Source organism: Actinoplanes rectilineatus (assembly GCF_000962825.1).
Lineage (GTDB): Bacteria > Actinomycetota > Actinomycetes > Mycobacteriales > Micromonosporaceae > Actinoplanes > Actinoplanes rectilineatus.
Window position 1 is genome coordinate 90,309 of record NZ_JZKF01000029.1, and the last position, 23,480, is coordinate 113,788.

At 69.7% G+C, this 23,480-nt stretch carries 27 protein-coding genes; 13 read left to right on the forward strand and 14 right to left on the reverse strand.

Annotated elements, in window-relative coordinates; genetic code table 11:
* Position 1: 1 nt before the first annotated feature.
* Positions 2 to 1,384, reverse strand: coding sequence for a carboxylesterase/lipase family protein (locus WH85_RS22550; RefSeq protein ID WP_211275427.1), 1,383 nt, complete (start codon positions 1,382 to 1,384; stop codon positions 2 to 4).
* Positions 1,381 to 2,268 carry an MBL fold metallo-hydrolase gene (locus WH85_RS22555; protein ID WP_045743943.1) on the reverse strand — a complete coding sequence of 296 codons (888 nt, stop codon included), beginning with the start codon at positions 2,266 to 2,268 and terminating at the stop codon, positions 1,381 to 1,383. The genes WH85_RS22550 and WH85_RS22555 overlap by 4 nt, the downstream gene beginning before the upstream one ends.
* A 169-nt stretch (positions 2,269 to 2,437) precedes the next feature.
* Here WH85_RS22555 and WH85_RS22560 point away from each other — a divergent pair, with 169 nt between their 5' ends.
* A complete protein-coding gene (locus WH85_RS22560; RefSeq protein ID WP_045743944.1) occupies positions 2,438 to 3,325 on the forward strand; it encodes a helix-turn-helix domain-containing protein in 888 nt (295 codons plus the stop codon).
* A 57-nt stretch (positions 3,326 to 3,382) separates the two neighbouring features.
* Here WH85_RS22560 and WH85_RS22565 read toward each other — a convergent pair whose 3' ends face one another.
* Positions 3,383 to 4,963 carry a methyl-accepting chemotaxis protein gene (locus WH85_RS22565; protein ID WP_045743972.1) on the reverse strand — a complete coding sequence of 527 codons (1,581 nt, stop codon included), beginning with the start codon at positions 4,961 to 4,963 and terminating at the stop codon, positions 3,383 to 3,385.
* 197 nt (positions 4,964 to 5,160) lie between these two features.
* Here WH85_RS22565 and WH85_RS22570 point away from each other — a divergent pair, with 197 nt between their 5' ends.
* Positions 5,161 to 5,787 (forward strand): TetR/AcrR family transcriptional regulator C-terminal domain-containing protein, encoded by a 627-nt coding sequence (locus tag WH85_RS22570; RefSeq protein WP_045743945.1) that lies wholly within the window; start codon positions 5,161 to 5,163, stop codon positions 5,785 to 5,787.
* On the opposite strand, the gene WH85_RS22575 is transcribed toward WH85_RS22570, so the two are convergent.
* Together WH85_RS22575 and WH85_RS22580 are read right to left on the reverse strand one after the other, a co-directional pair.
* Positions 5,762 to 6,196 (reverse strand): PPOX class F420-dependent oxidoreductase, encoded by a 435-nt coding sequence (locus WH85_RS22575; RefSeq protein ID WP_045743973.1) that lies wholly within the window; start codon positions 6,194 to 6,196, stop codon positions 5,762 to 5,764. The genes WH85_RS22570 and WH85_RS22575 overlap by 26 nt on opposite strands.
* Positions 6,197 to 6,248: 52 nt before the next feature.
* Positions 6,249 to 6,431 (reverse strand): hypothetical protein, encoded by a 183-nt coding sequence (locus WH85_RS22580; RefSeq protein WP_045743946.1) that lies wholly within the window; start codon positions 6,429 to 6,431, stop codon positions 6,249 to 6,251.
* 107 nt (positions 6,432 to 6,538) lie between these two features.
* Between WH85_RS22580 and WH85_RS22585 the strand changes: the two genes are divergently transcribed.
* Positions 6,539 to 7,435, forward strand: coding sequence for an SCO6745 family protein (locus WH85_RS22585; RefSeq protein ID WP_045743947.1), 897 nt, complete (start codon positions 6,539 to 6,541; stop codon positions 7,433 to 7,435).
* A gap of 268 nt (positions 7,436 to 7,703) precedes the next feature.
* Here the strand turns inward: WH85_RS22585 and WH85_RS51665 are convergent, their stop codons facing one another.
* Positions 7,704 to 8,273, reverse strand: a complete 570-nt coding sequence (locus tag WH85_RS51665; protein WP_045743948.1) for a hypothetical protein — start codon at positions 8,271 to 8,273, stop codon at positions 7,704 to 7,706.
* 49 nt (positions 8,274 to 8,322) lie between these two features.
* Here WH85_RS51665 and WH85_RS51670 point away from each other — a divergent pair, with 49 nt between their 5' ends.
* Complete coding sequence (locus tag WH85_RS51670) at positions 8,323 to 9,078, forward strand: SDR family NAD(P)-dependent oxidoreductase (RefSeq protein WP_045743949.1); 756 nt, start codon at positions 8,323 to 8,325, stop codon at positions 9,076 to 9,078.
* A gap of 162 nt (positions 9,079 to 9,240) precedes the next feature.
* Here WH85_RS51670 and WH85_RS22600 read toward each other — a convergent pair whose 3' ends face one another.
* A complete protein-coding gene (locus WH85_RS22600; RefSeq protein ID WP_045743950.1) occupies positions 9,241 to 9,909 on the reverse strand; it encodes a TetR family transcriptional regulator in 669 nt (222 codons plus the stop codon).
* Between the two features lie 105 nt (positions 9,910 to 10,014).
* Here WH85_RS22600 and WH85_RS22605 point away from each other — a divergent pair, with 105 nt between their 5' ends.
* The gene (locus tag WH85_RS22605) at positions 10,015 to 10,494 is read left to right on the forward strand and encodes an SRPBCC family protein (RefSeq protein ID WP_045743951.1); all 480 of its coding nucleotides are present in this window, start codon (positions 10,015 to 10,017) and stop codon (positions 10,492 to 10,494) included.
* Positions 10,495 to 10,639: 145 nt separating this feature from the next.
* Here WH85_RS22605 and WH85_RS22610 read toward each other — a convergent pair whose 3' ends face one another.
* Positions 10,640 to 11,548, reverse strand: coding sequence for a LysR family transcriptional regulator (locus WH85_RS22610; RefSeq protein ID WP_045743952.1), 909 nt, complete (start codon positions 11,546 to 11,548; stop codon positions 10,640 to 10,642).
* 81 nt (positions 11,549 to 11,629) lie between these two features.
* Between WH85_RS22610 and WH85_RS22615 the strand changes: the two genes are divergently transcribed.
* The 5 genes from WH85_RS22615 to WH85_RS22635 all read left to right on the forward strand — a co-directional run bounded on the left by WH85_RS22615 (position 11,630) and on the right by WH85_RS22635 (position 16,450).
* Entirely contained in the window at positions 11,630 to 12,427 is a 798-nt protein-coding gene (locus WH85_RS22615; RefSeq protein WP_045743953.1) for an SDR family NAD(P)-dependent oxidoreductase, read from the forward strand.
* A 218-nt stretch (positions 12,428 to 12,645) separates the two neighbouring features.
* On the forward strand, positions 12,646 to 13,863 hold the full coding sequence (locus WH85_RS22620) for a sialidase family protein (RefSeq protein WP_052720682.1): 1,218 nt from the start codon (positions 12,646 to 12,648) through the stop codon (positions 13,861 to 13,863).
* Between the two features lie 99 nt (positions 13,864 to 13,962).
* Positions 13,963 to 14,262 (forward strand): DUF6403 family protein, encoded by a 300-nt coding sequence (locus WH85_RS22625; protein ID WP_045743954.1) that lies wholly within the window; start codon positions 13,963 to 13,965, stop codon positions 14,260 to 14,262.
* Positions 14,259 to 15,587 (forward strand): hypothetical protein, encoded by a 1,329-nt coding sequence (locus tag WH85_RS22630; RefSeq protein ID WP_245674050.1) that lies wholly within the window; start codon positions 14,259 to 14,261, stop codon positions 15,585 to 15,587. Before WH85_RS22625 ends, WH85_RS22630 begins: the two co-directional genes overlap by 4 nt.
* Positions 15,584 to 16,450 (forward strand): hypothetical protein, encoded by an 867-nt coding sequence (locus tag WH85_RS22635; protein WP_045743956.1) that lies wholly within the window; start codon positions 15,584 to 15,586, stop codon positions 16,448 to 16,450. Before WH85_RS22630 ends, WH85_RS22635 begins: the two co-directional genes overlap by 4 nt.
* A 93-nt stretch (positions 16,451 to 16,543) precedes the next feature.
* Here WH85_RS22635 and WH85_RS22640 read toward each other — a convergent pair whose 3' ends face one another.
* Entirely contained in the window at positions 16,544 to 17,170 is a 627-nt protein-coding gene (locus WH85_RS22640; RefSeq protein WP_045743957.1) for a TetR/AcrR family transcriptional regulator, read from the reverse strand.
* 89 nt (positions 17,171 to 17,259) lie between these two features.
* Between WH85_RS22640 and WH85_RS22645 the strand changes: the two genes are divergently transcribed.
* The gene (locus WH85_RS22645) at positions 17,260 to 18,285 is read left to right on the forward strand and encodes an ABC transporter permease (protein ID WP_045743958.1); all 1,026 of its coding nucleotides are present in this window, start codon (positions 17,260 to 17,262) and stop codon (positions 18,283 to 18,285) included.
* A gap of 39 nt (positions 18,286 to 18,324) precedes the next feature.
* Here the strand turns inward: WH85_RS22645 and WH85_RS22650 are convergent, their stop codons facing one another.
* Both WH85_RS22650 and WH85_RS47250 read right to left on the reverse strand, forming a co-directional pair.
* Entirely contained in the window at positions 18,325 to 18,708 is a 384-nt protein-coding gene (locus WH85_RS22650; protein WP_045743959.1) for a hypothetical protein, read from the reverse strand.
* A gap of 269 nt (positions 18,709 to 18,977) precedes the next feature.
* On the reverse strand, positions 18,978 to 20,078 hold the full coding sequence (locus WH85_RS47250) for an LPXTG cell wall anchor domain-containing protein (RefSeq protein WP_052720684.1): 1,101 nt from the start codon (positions 20,076 to 20,078) through the stop codon (positions 18,978 to 18,980).
* Positions 20,079 to 21,227: 1,149 nt separating this feature from the next.
* Here WH85_RS47250 and WH85_RS22660 point away from each other — a divergent pair.
* Positions 21,228 to 21,476 carry a hypothetical protein gene (locus WH85_RS22660; RefSeq protein WP_157411169.1) on the forward strand — a complete coding sequence of 83 codons (249 nt, stop codon included), beginning with the start codon at positions 21,228 to 21,230 and terminating at the stop codon, positions 21,474 to 21,476.
* Between the two features lie 91 nt (positions 21,477 to 21,567).
* Positions 21,568 to 22,005, forward strand: coding sequence for a hypothetical protein (locus WH85_RS50650; RefSeq protein WP_157411170.1), 438 nt, complete (start codon positions 21,568 to 21,570; stop codon positions 22,003 to 22,005).
* A 123-nt stretch (positions 22,006 to 22,128) separates the two neighbouring features.
* Here WH85_RS50650 and WH85_RS53070 read toward each other — a convergent pair whose 3' ends face one another.
* The 3 genes from WH85_RS53070 to WH85_RS53075 are packed head-to-tail and all read right to left on the reverse strand — an operon-like array spanning position 22,129 to position 23,348.
* Positions 22,129 to 22,323: a hypothetical protein gene (locus tag WH85_RS53070; RefSeq protein WP_245674051.1), complete on the reverse strand. Its 195-nt coding sequence runs from the start codon at positions 22,321 to 22,323 to the stop codon at positions 22,129 to 22,131.
* Positions 22,310 to 23,119, reverse strand: a complete 810-nt coding sequence (locus tag WH85_RS48210; RefSeq protein ID WP_245674052.1) for an ISAs1 family transposase — start codon at positions 23,117 to 23,119, stop codon at positions 22,310 to 22,312. The genes WH85_RS53070 and WH85_RS48210 overlap by 14 nt, the downstream gene beginning before the upstream one ends.
* On the reverse strand, positions 23,076 to 23,348 hold the full coding sequence (locus WH85_RS53075; RefSeq protein ID WP_052720685.1) for a transposase family protein: 273 nt from the start codon (positions 23,346 to 23,348) through the stop codon (positions 23,076 to 23,078). Before WH85_RS53075 ends, WH85_RS48210 begins: the two co-directional genes overlap by 44 nt.
* Positions 23,349 to 23,480: the final 132 nt, after the last annotated feature.

Consider the following 23,480-nt stretch of genomic DNA (forward strand, 5'->3'; position numbering starts at 1 on the left):
GTCAGTCCAGCACGCCCGGCGGCGACTGCATGGTCCGCCGCCACGCCCGGCGTTCCGGCCCGCGCGGGTCGTCGACCTGCTGCCATGTCCGGCCGATGTGCATCGTGGTGCGATGGCCCGCCTCGTATCGCGGCCAGCCCGGGTCACCGGTGCGGGCGAAGCGTACCCAGGCGTCGTGCATGGCGCCCGGGCCGAAGACGAACGGCAGCTCGATCGTGTGGGTGGCGCCGAGACGCTCGTCGCGATGGCCGAACTCGTACATCCAGGTTGCTGATCGGGTCCTGGTGTCGGCCAGCGCCCAGGTGCCGGCGCCGAACAGCGCGTCGCCCATGATGGCCGACCGCAACTCGGCCTCGGTGGCCTTCGGGCGATGTGCGCGGTATGCCGCGACGAGCCGCTCCGGTTCGCGATGTGCCGCCGTTGCGGCGGCCAGCACGTCGGCGCTGGTCGAGCCGTCGTACCTGCCGACCGGGATCAGATAGAGGTTGCCCTCCTCGGTGTTGGTCCCGATCAGCAGGTCGGCGTCGACGACGCGGGCGTCGGCCGGTTGCCGCGCCAGCACCAGGCTGAACGGGCTGAGCCCGATCAGCGGATCGGTGTCGGCCGCGGTCCGCAGGTCGATTCCGGCCAGCGCTCCGGCCGCGTCGACCAGGCGCTCGTCGGGGATCTCCGCGAACGCCTCGACGGTCGGTGCGACGCCCAGTTCCCGGGCCGCGGCGGCGGTGACCCGGGCGGCCTGTTCCGGGCTGAACGCGCCCAGCCCGCTGCCGCTCTGGACGATCGCCCGGCGGAACAGCCCGGCCGCCTCCGCGGTGGCGAGGATCCCGCCGACGATGGTGGCGCCGGCGGACTGCCCGAACAGCGTGACGTTGTCCGGGTCGCCGCCGAACGCCGCGATGTTCTCCCGGACCCAGCGCAGCGCGGCGACGACGTCGAGCAGCCCCCGGTTGGCGGGTGCGCCCGGAAGGTCCAGGAAACCGGCGATCCCGAGCCGGTAGTTGACGGTGACCAGCACGATGCCGTCCCGGGCGAACGCGGTGCCGTCGTACTGGGCGGCCCGGTTGGAGCCGGCGACGAACCCGCCGCCGTGGACGAACACCATCACTGGCGCGCCCGAACCGTGGGCGTCCGGGGTCCAGATGTTGACGGTCAGGTAGTCGTCGCCCCGGTGCCAGCCGTCGCCGAAGTAGTGCGTCATGTCGACGTCGCCGAGTCGGCGTGGTGACTGGGGCGCGTTCGGCCCGAACGCGGTGCAGTCACGCACACCGTCCCACGGCTCGTGCGGCTGCGGAGCCGCGAACCGGGCCGCGCCGGTGGGCTTTGCGGCGTACGGAATGTTGAAGAAGCCGTTGATCTTGCCTGTGGTGGTGGTGATGACGGTCAACGGAACGGCGCCCATTCCTTGATGCCGAACCGGTCACCGTCGCGGGAGACCTCCAGCGCGCCGCCGCCGGGGAAATGCGCGGGTACGACCAGCGCGCCGGTGTCCGCGGCCTGGCCCAGCAGACGGCGGCGGGTGGCGATCGCGCCCTGCGGATCCTCGCAGAAGCAGCTGTTGACGTGCGGTTCGAGGATCTGCACGGGGCTGTGCATGAGGTCACCCACGAACAGCGCACGGTCGGTCCCGGAGGTGAGCGTCAGCACGCTGGAACCCGGGGTGTGCCCGGGCGCCGGCTCCAGCGCCAGGTTGCCGTCGATGCGGTGGCCACCCTCCCAGAGCAAGGTCTGACCTGCCTGGTGTACGGGCGCCACGCTGTCCTCGAAGACGTTCTGGTTGCCCCGCCCGAGAACCGTCGGGCTGTTGTTCGCCGGATCCCAGAACGTGAAGTCGGCCTTCGGCATCAGGTAGGTGGCGTTGGGGAACGTCGGCACCCACTCGCGGTCGTCCAGGTAGGTGTTCCAGCCCACGTGGTCGATGTGCAGGTGCGTGTTGACGACGACGTCGACGTCCTGGGGGCGGACACCCGCGCGGGCCAGGTTGCCCAGGAAGTCCGAGTCGTGGTGGGCCCACACCGGGGCGTAGGGCCGCTCCTTGTGGTTGCCGACGCCGGTGTCGACCAGGATCGTCCTGCCCTCGCTGCGCAGCACCCAGGTCTGGATCGCCGAGTTGACGATGTTCGTGGCCGGGTCGAGGAACGCCGGGTCGATGCCCTCCCATGGCTCCGCCGGGCTGTCCGGGAAGAACTGGCCCGGTGTCATCTCGACGGTGCCGTAGTACTCCCACACCCTGGTGACGGTCACGTCGCCCAGCTGGATCGTGTCGGTCATGCGATCTCCCCGGCCGGGTTCTTCGCGGGGTGGGCGGTGGTGAGGATGGCGGAAACAGCAGTCATGCCGAGAATCCTGGGGAGTGCCGGGACCGGCCAACCAGACCCGCTCTTGCCTACACCTGACAGGTGCAGGCAGCCGGGCCCGGGAGCCGCGCATACTTGCCGGCATGGACGCCAAGTCGCCGCTCGGCGAGTTCCTCCAGGCCAGGCGGGCGCGGATCAGCCCCGATGACGTCGGCCTGCCCCGCTACGGGGAGCGGCGTCGCGTACCCGGCCTGCGCCGTGAGGAACTGGCGATGCTCGCCGGGGTCAGCGCCGGCTACTACACCCGCCTCGAACAGGGCCAGTCACTCAACGCCTCCGCCGAGGTCCTCGACGCGATCGCCGGCGCCCTGCAGCTGACCACCGCCGAACGCGAGCACCTGCACGTCCTGTCGGCCACCGTGCCCCGCCGGGTGCGCACCTCCACCCCACCGGACGAGGAAGCAGACCCCGGTCTGGGTACGCTGCTGGCCGCCATGCACAACGTGCCGGCGCTGGTCGTGGGCCGCCGCAACGACGTGCTCAGCTGGAACCGGGCCGGACACGCCCTGCTCGCCGGGCACCTCGACTTCGCTGCCCCCGGCAGTCCGGAAACCCGCCCCAACATGTCCCGGCTGGTCTTCCTGGACGCCCACACTCGGGGCCTCTACCGCAACTGGGACACCAAGGCCCGGGCGGTCGTCGGCAACCTGCGCGTGATGACCGCCCGCAACCCGGGGGACGCGGGCCTGGCGGCGCTGGTGGGCGAGCTGGCCATCGAGAGCCCGGAGTTCGCCACCATGTGGGCGGAGCACACTGTTCTGCCGTGCGGGCGCGACGTCTACGACCTGACACACCCACTGGTCGGCGAGCTGACCGTGACGCAGCAGACGTTGCGGGTGCCGCAGGAGCCTCACCAGTCGCTGGTGACGGTCACCGCCGAAGAGGGTTCGGCGTCCGCCGCAGCCCTGACCATGCTGTATCAGGCCTGCGGTCACCCGTACCACGCCCGTCCCGCCGGGGGAGGCGGGTGACGATCGCCCGGACCGCACCGCGGTGGTCGCTGCGGTAGGGAGCGACCGGAGGTGCGGTCAGTACCGGAACTTCGACACCAGCCCCTGCAACTGGCCGGCGGTGGTGGCCAGTTCGTCGGCGGCCTCGCGGGTGTTGCCGGCCGCGCCGTTGGTTCGTTCCGTCGCGTTCGAGACGGTGCGGATCGTCTCGGCGATGCGGTCGGCACCGGCGGACGCCTCCGACAGGGTCCGGTTCATCTCCTGGGTCGTCGCGGTCTGCTGCTCGACCGCCGCGGCGATGGTCGTCTGGATCCCGTTGATCCGTTCGATGATCGCTGAGATCTCGCCGATCGCGCCGACCGCGCCCTCGGTGTCGGACTGGATCGTGGCGACCCGCCGGGAGATGTCCTCGGTTGCCTTCGCGGTCTCCTGGGCCAGGTCCTTGACCTCGCCGGCTACCACGGCGAAGCCCTTGCCGGACTCGCCGGCCCGGGCCGCCTCGATCGTCGCGTTCAGCGCGAGCAGGTTGGTCTGCTCGGCGATCGCGGTGATCGTCTTCACCACCTGGGCGATCTCGGTCGACGACGTGCCGAGCCGGGCGACGATCTCGTTGGTCTGCTGTGCCATCTGCACGGCCTGCTCGGCGACCTGGGACGCCTCGGTCGTCGACACGCTGATGTCACGGATGGCCGAGTCCATCTCGTGCGAGCCGTCCGAGACCACCCGCAGATTGCTGGACACGTCACCGGCGGTCGTCGAGACCGCCCCGGCCTGGGAGGACGCCTGGGAGGCGGCCGAGCCGACCTCGTCGGAGACCGCGGTCAGCCGCCCGGCCGCGTTGCCCAGCGTGCCGGCTGCTCCGGCGAGCTGGGTCATGTCCTGGCGTAGGCGGCCGACCGCGCCGTCCAGCGCGGCGGCCATCCGGCCGACCTCGTCGCGGCTGGTCACTCCGGAGGATCCGGTCAGGTCGCCCTCGGCGATCCCGCTGGCCAGCCGGGACACCCCGTGCACCGCGCGGCTCATCCGTCCCACCACCCGCAGACCGACCAGCAGGCTCAGCAGCAGCCCGGCCGCCAGCAGCAGGATCACCGTCCAGGTGTTGCGGGTACCGGAACTCCGCGAATGGGCGATGCTCTCCTCGGAGAGGGCCCCGGCCCTGTCCTGCAGCGCGGTCTCGTCGGCGACGAGACTTGCGATGATCTTGTTGTAGGCGTCCGACGCCTCGGCCAGCTGGGCGGCGGTCATCTTCCCGAAGTCCTGCTTCTCGAACTCCAGCAGGGTCTGCCAGTCCGTGGTCGCCTGGGCCGTGGCGGCGGCGCCCGCGCTGTCCCCGGCGAGCGTGGTCGCCAGGCTGCTCAACGCGGCGTTGGCACCCTCCTCGGCCGCGGAGATCTGCTCGTTGATCGAATCGGTGAGACTCGGATACAGCTTCAAGGCGTTCAAATACCCGATGTACGCCTCGCGGTTCTTCCCGAACGATCCGGCCGCGGTCGCCACCGCCAGTGTTCTGCGCTGCGCCGCTGCGGTCTCGTCGGTCTGCGTACGCTGCGCCACGACCGCGACGACGGCGACGATCACCCCGCTCGCCATCGCGACCACCAGGGCGGAGCTGATCTTGGTACGCAACGACCTGTCGTCGAACAGCGTGGCGAGTCCCACGTCCTGCACCTCTTTCGCTCCGATACCCCTCTGCTCTTCGGCCGGGATCCAGCGGTGTTGAGCGACTGGCCCCCGTGGGTGAGGCGTTCTCGACTTCTGTCGGAGTACAGCCCTGCTCGGCCATGCGAGGTCAGCGCGCGTTCCCTCTTCGGTGATGACCAATCTATCGCTGATAGAGTGCCGAGGGAGGTACCGCATTGGCGCTGGACAGAAAACGCATCGTCGCCGAGGCCGTCGCCCTGCTCGACGCCGAAGGCCTCGACGGTGTGACGACGCGGCGGCTCGCCGCGCGGCTCGGCGTGCGGTCACCGACCCTCTACTGGCATCTGCCGAACAAGGCGGCCCTGGTCACCGCGATAGCCGACGCGATCCTCGACCAGGAGTTCGGCGAGATGACACCGCCCGGGCCCGATCAGCACTGGCAGGACTGGCTCAGCGACCTCGCCGGACGACTGCGCCGGGCGCTCCTGGCACACCCGGACGGCGCCCGGGTCGTCTCCGCGTCGCAGCTCTCGCACACCATGGCGGCGATCTCCGAACTGGCCATGAGCACCCTGGTGGCGCGCGGCATCCCGTTACGGCAGGCCCGGGTGATCGTGCTGACGGTCGAACGGTTCACCGTCGGGCACGTCCTCGAGGAACAGGCTCCCCGCCCGGACGCCGACACGCTGAAGGGTTTCGACATGGCCGCGTTCACCGAACGGCATCCGACCGCGGTCGCCGCCTATTTCGAGCCGGGCCGCACCGTGGACGACCTGTTCCGGGACTGCCTGGACGTGGTGATCGAGGGCGCCGCCGTCACGGCCGGGGCTCAGCGGAAGTGACCGTCCAGGGGCCGACGCCGCTGATCCGTTCCACCCGGTAACGGATGAGGTAACCGGGGCCCTTCGGTGCCGGGAACGTGACGTCCGGACCCTGGTAGACCTTGGTCAGGTCGTCGAGCACGTCCCAGGCACGGTCGCTCGGCTCGACGGTGGCATGCGCGTAGAGCACCGCATAGGGGTTCAGCGTGACCGACGGGTCCCGCGGCCCCTCGAATGAGAGCGCCACTCGCGGGTCACGCTCGATGTTGCGCAGCTTCGCATACCGTCCCATGTGGCCGCTCACCAGGTCGTCGCCGTCCACGCCGATCCAGATGACGCTGACCTGCGGACTGCCGTCCGCGTTGACGGTGCTGAGGTGGACCAGCGGGCCCGAGGCGATCAGTTCGCGCAGTGATTCCGGCAGATGCACGAGGATCACGCTATCGATCCCCGTGCGGCCCGGCTGTCCCGTCCACAGTGTTTCATGACACTCCATGCGGCAGCGCCGGGTCGAGCATCACGAACGTCTGTTCGGTCACGGCGTGCGGGTCGGGCGGTGCCGTCGCTGCCAGCCGGCGTTCCATCGCCGCGTCGAAGGCGGCCGGCGCCAGGCGGGCGGCCATCTCCGCGAACAGATCACCGGCCGGCCTGCCGGGCTTCCCCATCGGCGGATTCGGGTGACGAGCGGCGGGGTCCGGCGGCGGTTGGTGACACGGGCAGGAGCCGCGTGCGACGCTACCGAGCGGTAACAGTCCCGACGGAAGGTGACGCCATGACCGATCCGACCGACTGGCTGCCGCCGTCCACGATCGAACCCGTGCACGGGCGTCGCGCCTGGCGGGCCGCCGAACCGCTGCACGGGATGATCTATTTCGTTCCGGAGGCCCACGAGCGGTACGCGGCGCTGGGCATCGACCCGGCGGCCGGATACTTCGCGTCCCGGTCGGCGCCGATGGGCCCGGTCGGTGCCGGGGCGGTCGCCGGGGCCTTCTTCAACTTCAACCCGGCGCTGGTCGCCCGGGCGCTGCCCGCCGTGTGGGAGACGACGACACCGCAGGCCGTCCTCGCCGCCCGCCGGGAGGGCGCCGTCGCGGCGCTGACCCGGGCACTCGGCGACCGGGTGGACTCCGCCGAGATGCGCGAGGCCGCCGATCTCGCCCGTCGGGCAGCGGAGTCGGCTACGGCGTACCCCGAAGGGCGTGTCCTCTTCGCCGCCCACGCGACGCTGACCTGGCCGGACGAACCGCTGCCGGTGCTCTGGCACGCGCAGACGCTGCTGCGGGAGTTCCGCGGCGACGGGCACCTGGCCGCCCTGCTGATGGCCGGACTGACCGGGCTGGAGGCGCTGATCCTGCACACCGCGACCGGTGAGGTGCCCGCGAAGTTCCTGCGCCGCAGTCGCGGGTGGAGCGACGAGCAGTGGTCGGCGGCCGTCGAGGGCCTCCGCGAGCGCGGCCTGGTCGAGGGCGACGAGCCGGCGCTGAGCGACTCCGGCCGGGCGCAGCGGGCCTGGGTGGAGGCGACGACCGACCGGCTGGCCGTGCCCGCGTACACGGTGCTGGGCGTGGAGGGTTGCGCCCGGCTGGCCGAACTGACCCGGCCGATGAGCAGGGCGGTCGTCGATGCCGGGCTGCTCGACCCCACCAAGGCGATCCTCGCCAAGAGCTAGACACGTGTCGTGGTCAGGGTGCGAAGCCCATCCGCGTGGTGATTTCGGGCGCGCTGGACGCCCGAAATCACCACGCTGTTGTGGGTGTGGTGATTACGGGCGCGCTGGACGCCCCAAATCACCACGCTGTTGTGGGTGTGGTGATTACGGGCGCGCTGGACGCCCCAAATCACCACACCCGTGGGGGTGTGGTGATTACGGGCGGGATGGGCGGCTGAAGTCACCATGCGGACCCTGATGACGAAACGTGTCTAGAACAGCAGTGCGGTCAGCCGGTCGCTGCCCTGCCGGAACACGGTGGGGAGTAGGCCCGGTCCTGGTCGCATCCGCTCGCGGCGGCCTCGTCGGAGGTGAACTGCCCGACCACCGTCGTGCTCACCGTGCGGGTCGCCAGATTCTGGTAGGCGGTCGTGAACTCGGTGCGGAACTTGTGGCACCTGTCGACCGGGATGCCGGGGCGCATCCAACGGCCCTCGGCGTCGAGCAGCGCGAACCAGAGGGCGATCTGCCCGTCCGCGGTGCAGGGGGTGCCGGGGTCGGTGTCCGGCTCGTCGGGTAGCCGCAGGGCCGGCAGCAGCGCACTCACGTCGTCGCCCCGGGCCTCGACGACGACCCGTTCGGTGCCGCCGCCCGGCCGTTCCCGATCAGTCTCGCGGCAGATGACGACGGCGACGGGCCGGAAGCTGTCATCGAGGTGCGGCAGCGTGCCCTCATCCGTCTTCGCCACGTCACCGCAGGATTCCCAGGAGCTGTGGATCTCCGGTTCCGGGCTCGCTGCCATCTCCGGGCTCGCACAACCGCCGAGGAGCAGCAGCGCGGCGATCAGTCGTATACGCACAACAGCTCAGACGTGGCGCGGCCCGCCCCGGTTCCCCGACGATGGCGGGATGGATCAGCGCATTCTCGTCACCGGCGCCCGGCGTGGGATCGGCGCCGCCCTGGCCACCGGTCTCGCCGCCCCCGGCGTCACCCTGCTCCTGCACCACCTCGACGCCACCGCCGAGGCCGAAGAGGTGGCCCGCCGCTGCCGCGACCTCGGCGCACAGGCCGAAACCCTCGACGCCGACCTCGCCGACTCGTCCGCCGTGACCGATCTGGCCCATCGCGCGGGCAACATTGACGTACTCATCAACAACGCCGCCCGCGCCTCGAACGTCCCGATCGACGCGATGACCGTCGACGAATGGCAGGCGGTCTTCGCCGTCAACGTCACCGCCCCGATGTTGCTCGCCCAAGCGCTCGGAGCAGGGATGTCCGCCCGCGGGTGGGGCCGCATCATCAACGTGGTCTCACCGACGGTAGCGCTCGGCGGCCCGTCCGGCCCCGCCTACGTGTCCAGCAAAGCCGCCCTCATCGGCCTTACCCGCTCCCTCGCCCGGGCGCTCGGCCCCGGCGGCGTGACCGTGAACGCCCTCTCCCCGGGCGCGATCCGCACCGAAGGCGAAGACGAACTCGAACGCGCCGAACACGCAGCCGGCCGCGGCGTGGGCAACCACCAGACCCCGGTCGTCTCCCGCCAGGCCATCCCCCGAGCACTCACTCCGGACGATCTGGTCGCGACGGTGCGGCTGCTGGCCGGGGAAGGCTCCGCCGCCATAACCGGCCAGGTCCTCGAGGTCGGCGCCGGCTTGGTCTTCCGCTGACGCTCTTCCGGGGGTACGCGCAACCGCAGTCCCCGGCTTCCCCAGTGACGGAGCCCCCGGTGTTGCCACGGGGCCCCGTCCATGGCGGTGGTGATCGACTGCGATGGCGGGCGGGTGGTCTGCCGGGCCCTCGCCGGCGGCGTGCCTCGTCTGTCCGGTGGATCAGGACTCGAGGGCGGCCAGCCCGACGTTGAGCACCTGAGCGGCCCGCCCCACATCGGCGCGTACGTTCTCACGAATGTCGTTCGGAGCCCGGCCCGGCTTCATGTGCCGGTGCAAGCTCTGGAACTGCACGCGCCAGAGTCCCAGCAGCGCCGCGGCGGCGATCTGCGGTTCGGGGTCCTCGACGCTCATGCCGGTTCGTTGCGCAAGCATGTCGGCCGCTTCGGCGATGAAGCGGTCCATCATCTCGCTCTGATACGCCCTCAACGACGGCGTAGCCCTGATCAACTCGCCGAATCGTTGATAGTCGCTGATCGATGCGGCGGGATCGTCGTGGTCGCTCAACGATGCGGTGAGGGCGGTCAGTTCCGCGTTCAGGATGTTGAGTGCCGCCTCCACCGGTGGCCGCGAACGGTCGGCCAATCCCGTGCGCAACGACGATGCTGTCGCCTCGAGCCGGTCCATGACCAGAGCTTCCTTGGTGGGGAAGTAGTTGAAGACGGTCTTCTGCGACACGCCGCACGCGTCCGCGACCTCGCTGACCCGGACGCCGTCGAACCCGTGTTCCATGAACATCCGCGCCGCGGTGTCCGACAGCTGCCGGCGCATCAGCCGCTTCTTGCGCTCCCGCAGCCCTTCGGCCGGTTGCCGCTCCTCGACGCTGGTCATGTCGTCATGTTAATACAGCGTCAGAAAACTTACTGCGACTAAAATCTTGTAGTCGCAGCATAAATGCCGTTACGGTAAGTTCAGTTCGATCTCGAGGAGATGTGCATGAGCGAGTTTCGTGTCACCCGGGACTACCCGTACCCCGCCCAACGGGTGTGGCGGGCCTTGACCGATCCCGGCCTGGTTCCGCTCTGGACATCCACCGGTCAGGGCGGGCGACCGGAGGGTTTCTCCCCGACCGTCGGCAACAGGTTCCGGTTCGTGGCGAAACCGACCATGGGGTGGCGCGGCATCGTCGACTGCGAGGTGGTCGAGGTGCGGGCCCCGCATCTGCTGCGCTACACCTGGGTCGGCGACGAGGGCGACAAGCCGTCCGTCGTGGCGTACCGGCTGGCACCGCAGGCCGGCGGCACGCGCTTCACGTGGGAGCACACCGGCTTCACCGGGGTCGGCGGGTTCGCCATGTCGCGGTTGCTCAAATCCGTGCGCGAGAAGATGCTGACCGATGCGCTGCCGGCCGTGCTCCGTGACATCGACGACAACGGGGTTCTGAGCCGCACTTCGACCTTACGGGCTGAGGGCTGAGCGCGCCGACGCCGCAGTCTCGCAGCGTTCGAGCACCGACGCACGCTCGGTTTCGAGGCTGACGAACCCGGTCAGCCCGCCGGTCGGACACGGTCGCATGCGGCGCGACGGCGTTCGGGAAGCCGATCGATGGTTGGCGAGTCGTTCAGCGGTCGGCCATGGCTTGCGCCTCGATGCGCAGGGCGGCCCGGACCGCGGCCGCCGAGGGTGTGAGCGCGCCGATCCGGGCGAGGCTCAACGTTCGTCCCGTCCACGACGGGTCGTCGACCGCGAGGCAGACCACGTCGCCGGGCAGCACGCCCGTGCTGAGGCTCGGGACGGTGGCGATGCCGAGGCCGGCCGCGACGAAGCCGAGCCGGGCGGACCAGTCGCCCAGTTCGGCGACGATCCGGGCGTTCGTCAGGGTGGGCCAGGCGCCGAACTGCGGCTCGGACCGGGTGGCCCGGCCGACGATCCAGCCCTCGCCGGCGAGGTCGGCGACCGTCACCCGCCGGGCGTGGGCCAGCCGGTGCCGGCGGCTCACCGCGACCATCAGCGGGCCGGCGGGCAGACGCTCGATGTCGATGCCCGTCAGGTCGTACCCCGGAAGGCCCTCGCCGGTCGCGAGAAGCGCGAGATCCAGACGGCCCGCCCGTAACCGCCGGACCTGCACGGCCGTCGACGACTCCAAGAAGTCGATCTCGAGGGAGGGGTGTTCGGTGCGGAGGCGGGCGAGCGTGCGCGGCGCCAGCTCCATCGCGGTCGCGGGGAAGCCGCCGAGGGTCAGCCGGCCGCCGAGCGGGGCGGACAGGTCGTCGAGTTCGCGCTGGGCGGCGTCGAGCTGGTCGAGGACAGCCGCCGCCCGGGCCGCCAGCCGGGTGCCCGCGTCGGTCGGTTCGACGCCGCGCGGGCCGCGGCGGACCAGCGGAGTGCCGGCGGCGGCCTCCAGGGTGGCGATCTGTTTCGACAGCGCGGACTGGGTGAACCCGAGACGTTCGGACGCGGCGGTGAGCGAACCGGCGTCCAGCACGGTCCGCAGGGCGAGCAGCAGTTGCGGGTGAACGTTCAGTCCCATCGGCCGAGTATGCCATCCTGGAATACCTGCCATGCGAAACATTCGCTGGTGGCATGGCCGACGGGTGCGCAGACTTCAGGCATGCAGAAGATCTGGTTCATCACCGGCGCGTCCAGTGGCTTCGGCCGGCTCTGGGCGCAGGCCGCCCTGGAACGCGGCGACCGGGTGGCCGTCGCCGCCCGCAGCGCCGTCGACCCGGCCCTCGTCGAGCGGTTCGGCGACGCGGTGCTGCCGCTGACCCTCGACGTCACCGACCGGGAAGCGGTGTTCGCGGCCGTCGACCACGTGGTCCAACGCTTCGGCCGGATCGACGTGGTCGTCAACGCCGCCGGATACGGCCACGTCGGCATGGTCGAGGAGGTCACCGAACGCGAACTGCGCCGGCAGATGGAGACCAACTTCTTCGGCGCGGTCTGGGTGACCCAGGCGGTCCTGCCCGTCCTGCGCCGCCAGAACGCCGGGCACCTGCTGCAGGTGACCAGCGAGGGCGGCGTCCGGGCGTACCCGGGATTCGGTGCCTACCACGCGTCGAAGTGGGCGGTCGAAGGACTGACCGAGGCGCTGGCGCTGGAGACGGCGGACTTCGGGTTCCACGTGACGCTGGTGGAGCCGGGCCCGTACGCGACCGGGTTCGTGGGCGCGATCCACCAGAGTGCGGAGTCGCCGGCGTACCCGCGCCCGGAGATCGATTTCCGCCTGGGCGACCCGACGGCGACGACGGCGGCGCTCCTCGCCCTGGTCGATGCGGAGAACCCGCCACGCCGCCTGGTCATGGGCGACGTGCTGCCGGAGATCGAGGCCATCTACGAGCAGCGCCTCACCACCTGGCGTGACTGGGCGAAGGTGTCACTCGACGCGTTCGGCAGCCGGGTCGCCTGATCCGCGGTCGTTCTGCCGCTGCCGGAAACGCCGCCACAGGCCCGGCATCTCTCATTCCCGCGTCTCGATCCCCGAAACGGCGGTTCCGGATCGTGCCGTTCCGGACCGTGCCGTTCCGGGACGACGACAGTGACGATACCTACAGCGAACGGGACACCGCCGGCGGCGGCGCCGGGTGACGATGGGGCCCTACTGTGGATCTACGGAAGGACTCCTCCATGCGACGGCACCGGCGGCTCGCCCTGGGCGCAGCGGTGATGCTGCTCTGCGGACTCGTCATGCCCGGCACGCCCGCGGCCGCGGCGGACGCCAAGCACAGCGAACTGCTCCTGTTCGACGGGAACGGGGAGACCTACGCGGGTGTCACCTACCACTCGTTCCGGATCCCGTCGCTGATCCGCACCACGAAGGACACGCTCCTGGCGTTCGCCGAGGGCCGGGTCTCCTCCAACCGGGACCACGGCAACATCAACCTGATGTTCAAGCGGTCCACCGACAACGGGAAGACCTGGTCCGCGATCGACGAGGTGGTCGGGACCGGCCAGGGCACCTGGGGCAACCCGACCGCGGTGGTCGACCGGAACACCGGCACCATCTTCCTGTTCGTGTCGTGGAACGCCGCCGACAAGAGCGCCGACGGCGCCGACGGCACCACCGAGATCTCCGCGTGGGGTGACCGGCGGGTCAGACTGTTCACCAGCAGTGTCGACGACGACGGCACGAAATGGACCGGCCCGGTCGACCTGACCGCCGACGTCACCCCGAAGGTGCACGCCGACGGCAGGGTGTGGGCGTGGGACGCGGTCGGCCCGGGCACCGGCGTGCAGACGACGACCGGACGGCTGGTCGTGCCGGCCACCAACCGCAACATCTACAGCGACGACGGCGGCACGACGTGGACGAGCGCGCCGATGGCGAACGGCAACGAGGTCACCGGCGAGAGCACCCTGCTCGAACTGACCGACGGCCGGCTGATGCGCAACGACACCGCCGTCAAGTCGGTGTGGGAGACGGCGAAGAGCCGCTGGGTGAGCCGCGGCACGATCGAGTCGGGCTTCGACTCGTACGCCCCGGAGCAGGCCCTGCCCGACCCGCACGCCGAGGCGTCGATCCTGCGGTACAACCTGCCGTCGCCGGCCCGGATCGTCTTCCTCAACTCGGCGAGTTCGGCGAACCGGCAGCACATGACGATCCGGATCAGCACCGACGAGGCGGCGACCTGGCCGGTCAGCCGCCCGCTGAGCGACGCGCCACTGCCGGCCTGGCCCGCACTGGGCACCGGCACGGTCGCCGAGGGCGGCTACTCCAGCATGGCGAAGACCGCCGACTTCTTCGTCGGCGCCCTGGTCGAGGTCAACGAGGACACCGGCGCGAGCGCCACCTCACACCGTTCGATCGCCTTCCGCAAGGTCAACCTCGCCTGGATCACGGGTTGACCTTCACATTGGCCACGCTCACCGGCTGCTGCCGGTACCCCGGTGACTGTGGTCCCTGACACGATCAACGGTGCGGTCGGAACCCGTTACCCTGCACCGATGTGGTTGATCTGGGGGATCGGGGCTGTCGTGCTGGTGGGATCGGGGTACGCGGCGGTCGCTGTGCCCCGGCTGCGGGAACGCGCGCTGCAACGCCGGGTCGCCTGGTCCACCGCGCACGCCGCGATCACCGCCGCCTCGATCAGCCGGGACGCCGCCGGGGCGGGCGCGCCGCGTGACGCCGAGGCGACCGGGCTGCTGCGCCGGGCCGAGACCATCGCCGCCGCGAGAGGCGGACCGGACGCCGCCCGGGAGGCCACCGACCTCGCCGAGACCGCCGACCGGATGTGGCGCGAATGATCAGCCAGACGGTGCGGTGGGCCGCCCTCACGGTCGCCGCGCTCACCATACTCGTGTTCCTGGGCAGCCAGCGCAGCGACTTCGAGGTCAGCTACGCCCGGTCGCCGGCCGGCGGTAACGGCAAGGTCGCCCCGGCCGGCACCGTGACGCTGCCGTCGGTCGAGGAGATGACCCGACTGGTACGGGCGTCGCCGGTGGTGCGGCTGCCGGGCACCGTCGCGCGGTGGGACACCGCCCGGGTCGACGCCGCGATCGGGGACAGTGGACTGCGGATCCTGGCCGTGCCGCCCGGCCTCGACGAGGCATCCACCGAACGGCTTCGCGCGGTCGAGGAGGCCGACCTGCGCATCATCGGCACTGCGGTGACCCTCGGCACGATCTCGGTCGGCGGCTCGACTTTGGCCGACTGGCGGGACGAGTTCGCCACCGCCGACGTGACGAATTCGCTGCTCCTGCTCATCGCCGACCTGCGCGACCAGCCGGCGCCGGCGATGCCGGAGACGCTGCGATGGCGGGAACCGACCGCCGCCGAGACCGCGGTGGTCGCCGCCGATCTGCGGGCCGGCGGATTCCACCGGGCCGAGGGCGCGGCGCTGGAGGAGGCGCCGCAGAAATCGACGGCGTTCCCGGACGGGCGTGTGCTCTACGTTGCGCTGCCGGTGCAGCCGCTCGGGAAACCCGTTCCGGAGTACGGCCCGGCGCTGGCGAAGCTGTTTCCGGACACCCCGATCGTGGTGATGTACGGCGGCTGGATCGAGTACTCCGGCCCGTTCGCCGGCGACTTCGCCGACATCGCGGCGGCCGGCTTCTACTCGCAGGCCGCATCGGTGATGGAGCGCAGCGCGTACACACAGCGTGGTGTTCTGGAGACCTATCTGCAGCGCGTCACCGAAATCCGGTTCGCGGGGATCTTCGACCGGCCGTTGCCCTACCAGCCGCCGGATCCGCTGCGGGTAGCCCTGCCCGCCCTGCCGTGGATCTTCGTGCTGTGTGTGCTGCTGTTCGTGGTGATCTCGGCGCGGCCGATCCTGCTCCCGGCCGGTCCGCAGGTCGCCCGCCTGATTCCCGGGACGCTCGCCCAGCTCGCCGCGCTGACCGCCCTCGCGGTGGAGATGTCCGCACTCGCGGATCAGCGCAGCGAGACCCCGCTGGCCCGGGCGCTGGTCAGCCTCACCGCCGCGCGGGACGCCGTCGACGCCGATCTTCCCGATGCTCACGTACGCGCCATGCTGCGTAACGCGGAGATCGAGCTGGACCGTGCCGCCCGCCTGCTGCCGTACCGCGGGTACCGGCCGGCCGAATACCTGAGGGGGCGGCTCGCGTGAGACTGCGCCGTATCGTGCGGGCCGTGGTGTCACCGTTCGCGCTGGCCTCGCTGGCGTGCCTGGTCCTGGCCGGCTGGGCGTTGTGGACCGGCGGCCTGTTCGAGGGCCCGATCGCCCGGCAGGTGCGCACCTCGTCGGTGTACGCCGCACCCGGCGTCGACCTGGACGTCCCCGCCGCCGAGCAGATCATCGGCAATCGCCGTCTCATCGTGCTCTTCCTGGACCAGAGCACCAGCGATCCGGCTCCGGTCTGCGACTCGCTGGAACGCGCCGCCGACGGCGTCCTGGTCCTGGCGCTGCGCCCCCGGGGGGACGGCTGGAACCGGTACGGCTGTGCGATGTTCCCCGGCGGTGGCGAACTGATGACGATCGAGGCCACCATCGGCACCGGCATCCAGCAGTTCGGCGGTGACCCGCTGTCCACCGTCAAGGTCGTCGCGGTCAACTACGACCGTCTGGTCAAGACCGGACTCCTCACGGACGGGCCGCGCACCATCAACCCGTACCTGCCGCGCTACCTGATCGCCGGAGCCGCCGTATCGGCCGTCGTGCTGGGTTCGCTGCTGCTGTGGCTGACGGGCCGTCGCGCCGCCCGGGCGGCGCTGGACCGCCGCGAACGTCTGGACGCCGCCACCGACGACCGGGTGGCCCTGAGTGCCGCGGCGTCCGCGGTCGCCCAGCAGATCATCGACCTGGACGCCGGTTACCGCGCCGGCAGCCGCGGTTTCCGGACGCACTACGCCGCCCTGGCCGGCGACTACGTCGCACTCCTCGGCGACCTGGAGTCCGGCGACGACGCCGAAGCCCGCAAACGGGTCGATCGCCTGGCTGCCCGGGCCACCCAGCTGGCGGCCCTGCGCTAGCCGGCGTCGCTGACGGCCGCCGGACACGCGACCGTCAGCGGTGTGGGACGCGGCCGGCACCGTGTCCCGGCGTCCGGTGGCGTGGCGGTGCCGTCATGTGGCGTCAGCAGCGGGGGCGGAGGCCAGCAGACCGCGTACGCCGGACAGGTAGGCCTCGGTGCTGGTGCCGTCGACCAGCAAGCGCTGCAGGATGAAGCCCTGCACCAGGCTCAGCATGGCCCCGCCCGCGTGTTCCGGCACGAGATCCGCGGGGGTGTGGCCGGCCGCCTGCCAGCGCCGGATCACCTCCGCGAAGTTGCCCCGCAGCTGCTGGTACACCGTGTTCGCCTGGGCCGCGAGCGCCGGGCTGCGCAGGGCCTCGGCCCACACCTGGACGCCGATGCGGGTGAGGTCGGCACCGTCGGCCCGATGGTTGACGATGCGTCTGTCGATCGTCTCGATGAGCGCGGTCAGCGCCTGCTCGGGAGATGGCGTGGCGCCGTCGGCGAGCAGCGCCTGGAACGTCTCGTTCGCCGCTGACAGCGCGGATTCCGCCGATGCCGCGATCAGCTCCTCCTTGCTGCTGAAGTAGCGGTAGACCGCCCCGGCCGACAGCCCGCACTCGGTGATGATGTCGGCCATCGAGGTGCTGTGGAACCCGTTGACGGCGAACAGGCGGGTGGCGGCGACCAGGATCTCGGTGCGGCGGTCGGCCCGGTATTGCTCAGAGACGCGAGGCATGAGCCGACGCTAAAGCGAACGATCGTTCTTGACAAGCAGGCCCGGTGCGCGCATTCTAAAAACGAACGATCGTTCCCTAAGGAGATGTGATGACCGAAACCGATCCGACGCCCTGGCCGAAGGTGTTCGGGGCCGCGGCCCTCCTGACGGTGATCATCAGCGTGCTGCTCACCGCGTTCGCCTGGCCGTCGGTGCGCTCGTCGGTGCACGACGTGCCGATCGCCGTCGCCGGCCCGGCCGCCGCGGTCGAGCAGGTCACCTCCGCGCTGGAGGCGAAGATGCCGGACGCCTTCGAGGTCACCGTCGTCGCCGACACCGCCGCCGCCGAACAACTGATCCTCGACCGGGAGGTCTACGGGGCGATCGACCTCAGCACCGGCGCCCCGCAGATCCTGACCGCCTCCGCGGCCAGCGCCTCGGTCGCACAGACCCTGCAGGGCGTGGGCACCGCCCTCAGCCAGGCGGCCGCACCGGACGCCGGCACCACCGTCACGGTTCGCGACCTGGCCGCCCTGCCTGCCGACGACCCGCGCGGCGCCGGACTCGCCGCCGCCGCCCTGCCCCTGGTCATGAGCGGCATGCTCACCGCGGTCCTGATGACCCGGCTGGTACGCGGCACCGGCCGCCGCATCGTCGGAGCGCTGGCCTTCGCCGTCGCCGGCGGCCTGGCCATCACGGCCATCCTGCAGTTCTGGTTCGGCTCGCTGGACGGCTCCTACCTGACCAACGTCGGCGCCATCAGCCTCACCGTCGCCGCCACGTCGTTCACCCTGCTCGGCCTGGAGTCCCTGCTCGGCTACCCGGGCCTGGGCCTCGGCGCCGTGATCATGATGCTGATCGGCAACCCGCTCTCCGGCAGCGCGACCGCCCCGGAGATGCTGCCCGGCTGGTCCGGGGCCCTCGGCCAGCTGCTTCCCCCGGGTGCCGGCGGTCAGCTGCTGCGTTCCGTCGCCTTCTTCGACGGCCACGGCAGCGCCCACGCGATCATCGTGCTGGCAGCCTGGCTCGCCGTCGGCCTGGCGCTCTGCGTCGCCGGCGGAGTCCGCAGCCGCCGCACCGCGGCCGCCATCACCGCCGAAGCGCCGAAGGAGACCGCGGTTCCCCTGGCGGTCTGAGAAGGCAGAGATTCTCCGTCCCTCAGAGCGTGGGGTGTATCAACTGCTGTGCTGAACGTCGCACGTGACAACGATGATGTCTCCGTTGTCCCTGATGCAGGCGATGACGGTCACGATGACGTTCTCGGGGATATCGAAGTCCCAGGTGTGGGAGGTACCCGCGCCGCCACCCCAGTACAGATCGGTCTGCTCGTACTCCCGGCCGTTCACGTCGGTGTAGAACCAGTCCCCATGGACGCCGGCGCCGTCCGCCGCCTGGTCGAAAAGGGTGATCTTGTCACCGTAGGCAGTGAATCGCGTTACCGCGGCCTGGCTCGTGTATCCGCCCCGGGCGTTGCTGTAGGCGGTTACATTCGACTGCGCCTGAGCGGGCGTCGCTCCCAGAGCGGTGGCGAGGCCGATCGCGGTGACGGTCGCCGTCACACCGCCGATTGCCCGCTTGATGTTTGTATGCACGTGGTCGTCCCCTCAATGTTGCCATCGGCGAACTGGCCATTCAGAACACTGAACGGCTGTGATCGAGACCGTAGATCATGAGAACGCCCGGGAGTGGCCCCGATTCCTCGATGTGCGGAGACACCGAAAAGCCCGGAATCCGTTGTGGTGCAACGGATTCCGGGCTTACCGGTCAGAGGCGCGGGCGGCCAGAGGTGCGGGCTGTCAGAGGTGCGGGCTGTCAGAGGTGCGGGCTGTCAGAAAGTGCGGCGCCGCCGGGTAGCCAGGAGCGCACCGGTGCCGGCGGCGACGAGAAGCGCGCCGACGGCCATCAGCGGGGCGGTGGCACTGCCGGTGATCGGCAGACCGCCACCGGTCCCGGTCGCGGACGGGCTGACGCTGGGACTGGCCGAAACCGAACGCGACGGCGACGGTGACGCCGATGCCGACCGGGAAGCCGACGGCGACACCGACACCGACGTCGACGGGGCGGGCGCCTTGGCGAAATGGATCAGCGTGCTCGCGGAGACCGTGTAGTCCTGGCTGTACGAGTAACTCCGGAACCCCAGCGTGACGGCGCTCTCCGGATAGTCCTTCGGGTCGGCGCTGGTGCGGAACTCGTACTCGAAGGACAGCTCGCTGTTCGGCTCCAAGGTCTTGCCGGTCTCACACAGCAGCGAACCCGGGTCGGCCGAACACTCGACCTCCGGAAGGTTCACGATCCGGCCGCCCTCGAACCAGTCACCGAACGACGTGATCAGGTGGAAGTTCTTCAGCGGCTGGCCGGCGCCGTGGCGGGCCTTCACCGTGGCGCGGAACGGCTGTCCGGGAACGATCGGATCGGCCGGACCGGTCACCGTGAGGGACTCGGCGGCCCGGTCGACGACAGTGGTGACGAGCTGCGCCGTGTTGTCGGCCGGGTTCGTCTCCTCGCTGTCGGAGGAGACCACCACCGTGGTGGTGAGCGTGGTCCCGGCCGGCACCGACGCGGCGACCCGCCCGCCGAGCCCCCACGACCGGTTGCCCGGATCCGGCACCTCCGGGTCGGGGATGCAGACGACGACCCGGCCACCCGCCTCACCCGAACACGGGCCGGATCCGCCGCCCTCACCCTCGTAGCCCACACCCTCGGGCAGTGTGACGGTCAGCTTGACGCCGGTCGGGGGCGGCGGCCCGGGAACGGTCGTGCCGATCTCGATGCCGAGAATCTCCCCGGCGACCACTTCGGCCGGTCCCGAGACGGCGGTGCGCATGTCAACGGTCTCGGGTGGCGCGGCCGCGGCCGACGCGGCGATCAGAACAACGGCAGCCGCAGCGAGCAGGGCAAAGGACCGTTCGTGGCGGAACCGTGACGTCATGTGCGGGAGTATGGCACGCTCCCGCAACCCGCTGTTACCGAAGCCGTTGGACCCTCTTCACGGTCCAGACATAGATCACCACCATGCATCCCCGATCAACCCCGTCCTGGGGTACGCGTGAAAGCCCGCTGATCAGAGAACCCGCCGACGTTGGCTGGTGACCGGGGCCGCAGCCCCGCCCACGACGAGCAAAACACCCGCGGCCACCATCGAGGCGGTGGCACTGCCGGTGATCGGCAGACCCCCGGCTGTTCGTCTTCGCCGGTTCCGTCGCCGTTGTCCTCGACGGATGCGGCAGCGACGGCCGACGTGGCGGTGGGAGCAGGAACGCGACGCACGCCACCAGACGTGTCGAAGGCCGGTCGAAGCGGGGGCATGACGTCGTGGCCGGGAGTGTTGATGTCCGCGCTACCGTGTCGGGCGTTCGTGCTCCTTAGGCGGCCGGATCAGTTCTTCATTTCAGGAGAAGTAATGTTCTTTCTTTTGAATTATGGCGAGGATTCAAAGTGGGTGAATGATGCGGATGAAGCCATGAAGGTGGTAATGGAATTTTGTGGGACGACGTCGGCCATGAGATGACCGTGTCGACCTATTCGGACGGCGCCGCAAGGGATCCGAGAGGTTTGATGTCCGACTGTCTGTCTGCGTCGGGAGGGATGTCGGAATGGTGAGCCCGCCGGTGCGATCCGAACCCCAGGCGGCCATGACGATCCTGGCGACGACCATGTGTGCCAAGGTCCTGTGGGAGCGACCGGCGCATGTGTCGCCTTCCGGGGGTCGCGCGGGTGTGGTGCGGTTGGCTGGCGGTGGCTGGAGGCGTTAGGTGATCACCGGCTCGCGCTCCGGCTGGCTCCTCTCGGGAGCGGCCCGACCGCGTAGCGTGAGATCACTCTTTACATTAATGATCTTGCTTGTATAGATTCCTCGATCGACTGGCTGTTACGGGGATGCGCGGGGGATCGATGATGGCTGCTGTCCGGGGACGGTCTCGCTGCGTTTGGCGGGGCTCTGCGCTGCGGGGCTGATAGGTGCAGGAGTGCAGGTCGTGGGCCTTCCTGCGCCTGCCGTGGCGGCGCGCCGGTGGCGTGTGTCCGGGAGCAGGCGGACGAGGCGGCTGCACAGCGGATGGCCGCGGTGTGCGGTCGTGCCGTGGAGATCCTGTCGGAGCGGACCGAGTACTCGCAGGTGTTCGCCAATGCCGACGGGTCGCGGACGCTCGAGCAGAGTGTCGAGCCGCAGCGGGCACGTGAGGGCACCTCATGGGTGCCGGTGGACACGACGTTGAAACGTACATCGGCGGGTGTGGTGCCGAAGGCGGCCGTTCTGCCGATGGTTGGTCCGGACCCGGAACGCGGCTGGGCCCGAATGTTGCCATTCGGGCCCAGCCGCACGAAGTAAATAATCAAAACCTCAATTTTGGCGAGCGCATCTGATAAAGATGCGGATGCTATGGAGAAATATTTCGATGAGTCGAGCCGCGGTGTGGCATGTGGAGGGAATTGAGACGCCTGATTCCCCCGATGGTGTTGTAACTGGCAGAGTGTGGTTGACACTGAAAGGCGTCGAATTTCCTTTCGAGGCATGGTCCGACTTTCCGGCTTCGGTGATAAGTTCCGCAGTGAACGCTTACTCTTCAATCGTTTCCGGCGACTCGGAAGCCTTTTCGTATGTGTTCGACGGACCGTATTTTCTCTATTATCAGTACGAGGCGACAGGTGATCCGTTGATGTACATTGAGGCAAATTGTGATCGAGATGAGAACGAGGTGCAGTCTGTGGTGGTTGGCGCCGTTCGGTTGGATGAGTGGCGCACCGCGCTCCTGCATGCTGTTGCATTGATTCAGGCCGAAATTGCGGGAAAGCCGCATATGGGCGAACTGGAGAAGATTTTTGACCGGCACTTCATGCTGCTGAACCAGCCTGCATGAATTTACCCAGCGGAAATCGCGTCAGGTGCTGGCGAAGCGCCGGATCAAGGCCATGATCGCCCGTAACGGCATCGATTCCTCGACCCGGCTCAGTCGGTATCGCTACGTCATCGAACCCCAGGGTCATTGAATAGTCGGGTAACTGCTGGTCACGGCGATGATCAGGTTGTGTGATTGGCGGTTGGCCTGGCGGGTAGGTCGGGCGATATTGGTCGCTCCGTTCGCGCGGTGCCAGCCGATCGCGGTGTTACGCAGGGTTGCGATGACGGCGGGTCCGTTGTTGGCCCGGGCTTGATGTAGATCTTCACGGAAAGTCATGTCGCGGACGTGGTGGAGGCGGTTCTTGATGTGCCGGTGTCGGCGGATCCAGGTTTGCAGGTTGCGGGCCGTGGTGTGGCCGGCGGGCGGGCGGGGGCACGGTCAGGTGGGTGGTCTCGCGGCTGGTCTGGCCGGCGACGATGCGGGTCCGCGTGATCCGGATGGCCTGTTCGGCGTGGGGGAAGCCGATGCCGCCGGGTGTGGCGACGGTGACGGCTTTGACGGTGTGGGTCTCGCGCCGGCCGTGACCGCGGTCGCGGGTCTGGTCCCCGACGGGGATCTGTGCCCGGGGCAGTTGCTTGAGCTGTTTGAACAGGGTCGGCTGGTTATCTTTCACCTGGACCGGCAGGTACGCCTTGCGGGCGGCGGTCTGTTCGGCGTGGCCGGTCCGGGTGTGCAGGGCGCCGGCGGTGAACAGCACTCCGGTGAGGGTGCCGAGGACCTTTTCGACGGCGTCGAGAAGTGGCACGAACGAGGTGATCTCGTTCGACTTCGTGTCTACGGTGACCTGCGCGATCACGATTCCGGTGGTGGTGTCCAGCGCGGACAGCAGATGCACCTGCCGGCCGTCGCCCGAGCGGGCGCCTCGCAGGGTCTTACCGTCCACCGCGATCACCTGCCGGTACCTGGGCGGTAGTGGTGGGCACAGCGGGCGGGTACGGGCGTGCAGCCAGCCGGTGAGAACGGTGGACAGCAGTGCCGGGTCGAGACGGATCAGTAGTCGCCACATCGTGGTCCCGGCGGGGATGACGTCACCGAAAGCCGAACCTGGTGCGGGCCTGTTCGTCGAGGTCATGAAGCCAGTCGGTGATCGCTGCGAACGACGGTGCCCCGGCCATGACTGCGCAGACCGCGACGCCGAGTACCGCTGACAACGGGTAGCGGATCCCGCGTCGGTCCCGCGGATCGGGGATCTTCGCCAGCGCGTCCAGCAGAACACCACAGTTACCCTTGGTGACCGCAGTTGAGGTGGTGGCGGCGTGGGGTGCCGTAACGGTCAGTGCGGTGATGAGAGATGATGCCATCGGCGGGTGAGGTCCTCGGGGTTGTGAAGCGTAGAGAACTCCATCTTCACCGATGTGATCTCACCCGCCGCCTTCGCCTCCACAGAGGCCACTATCCCCGTGAATCACCAGGTCACGGCCTCGTCATCAGAC

What these genes read in the sequence shown, in the direction of transcription:
- WH85_RS22555 (WP_045743943.1), bottom strand. Translation starts at nt 2,268, where the DNA reads ATGACCGACACGATCCAGCTGGGCGACGTGACCGTCACCAGGGTGTGG.
- WH85_RS22560 (WP_045743944.1), top strand. Translation starts at nt 2,438, where the DNA reads ATGGACGCCAAGTCGCCGCTCGGCGAGTTCCTCCAGGCCAGGCGGGCG.
- WH85_RS22580 (WP_045743946.1), bottom strand. Translation starts at nt 6,431, where the DNA reads ATGGGGAAGCCCGGCAGGCCGGCCGGTGATCTGTTCGCGGAGATGGCC.
- WH85_RS22585 (WP_045743947.1), top strand. Translation starts at nt 6,539, where the DNA reads ATGACCGATCCGACCGACTGGCTGCCGCCGTCCACGATCGAACCCGTG.
- WH85_RS51670 (WP_045743949.1), top strand. Translation starts at nt 8,323, where the DNA reads ATGGATCAGCGCATTCTCGTCACCGGCGCCCGGCGTGGGATCGGCGCC.
- WH85_RS22600 (WP_045743950.1), bottom strand. Translation starts at nt 9,909, where the DNA reads ATGACCAGCGTCGAGGAGCGGCAACCGGCCGAAGGGCTGCGGGAGCGC.
- WH85_RS22605 (WP_045743951.1), top strand. Translation starts at nt 10,015, where the DNA reads ATGAGCGAGTTTCGTGTCACCCGGGACTACCCGTACCCCGCCCAACGG.
- WH85_RS22610 (WP_045743952.1), bottom strand. Translation starts at nt 11,548, where the DNA reads ATGGGACTGAACGTTCACCCGCAACTGCTGCTCGCCCTGCGGACCGTG.
- WH85_RS22615 (WP_045743953.1), top strand. Translation starts at nt 11,630, where the DNA reads ATGCAGAAGATCTGGTTCATCACCGGCGCGTCCAGTGGCTTCGGCCGG.
- WH85_RS22620 (WP_052720682.1), top strand. Translation starts at nt 12,646, where the DNA reads ATGCGACGGCACCGGCGGCTCGCCCTGGGCGCAGCGGTGATGCTGCTC.
- WH85_RS22625 (WP_045743954.1), top strand. Translation starts at nt 13,963, where the DNA reads ATGTGGTTGATCTGGGGGATCGGGGCTGTCGTGCTGGTGGGATCGGGG.
- WH85_RS22630 (WP_245674050.1), top strand. Translation starts at nt 14,259, where the DNA reads ATGATCAGCCAGACGGTGCGGTGGGCCGCCCTCACGGTCGCCGCGCTC.
- WH85_RS22640 (WP_045743957.1), bottom strand. Translation starts at nt 17,170, where the DNA reads ATGCCTCGCGTCTCTGAGCAATACCGGGCCGACCGCCGCACCGAGATC.
- WH85_RS22645 (WP_045743958.1), top strand. Translation starts at nt 17,260, where the DNA reads ATGACCGAAACCGATCCGACGCCCTGGCCGAAGGTGTTCGGGGCCGCG.
- WH85_RS47250 (WP_052720684.1), bottom strand. Translation starts at nt 20,078, where the DNA reads ATGACGTCACGGTTCCGCCACGAACGGTCCTTTGCCCTGCTCGCTGCG.
- WH85_RS53070 (WP_245674051.1), bottom strand. Translation starts at nt 22,323, where the DNA reads ATGACTTTCCGTGAAGATCTACATCAAGCCCGGGCCAACAACGGACCC.
- WH85_RS48210 (WP_245674052.1), bottom strand. Translation starts at nt 23,119, where the DNA reads ATGACCTCGACGAACAGGCCCGCACCAGGTTCGGCTTTCGGTGACGTC.
- WH85_RS53075 (WP_052720685.1), bottom strand. Translation starts at nt 23,348, where the DNA reads ATGGCATCATCTCTCATCACCGCACTGACCGTTACGGCACCCCACGCC.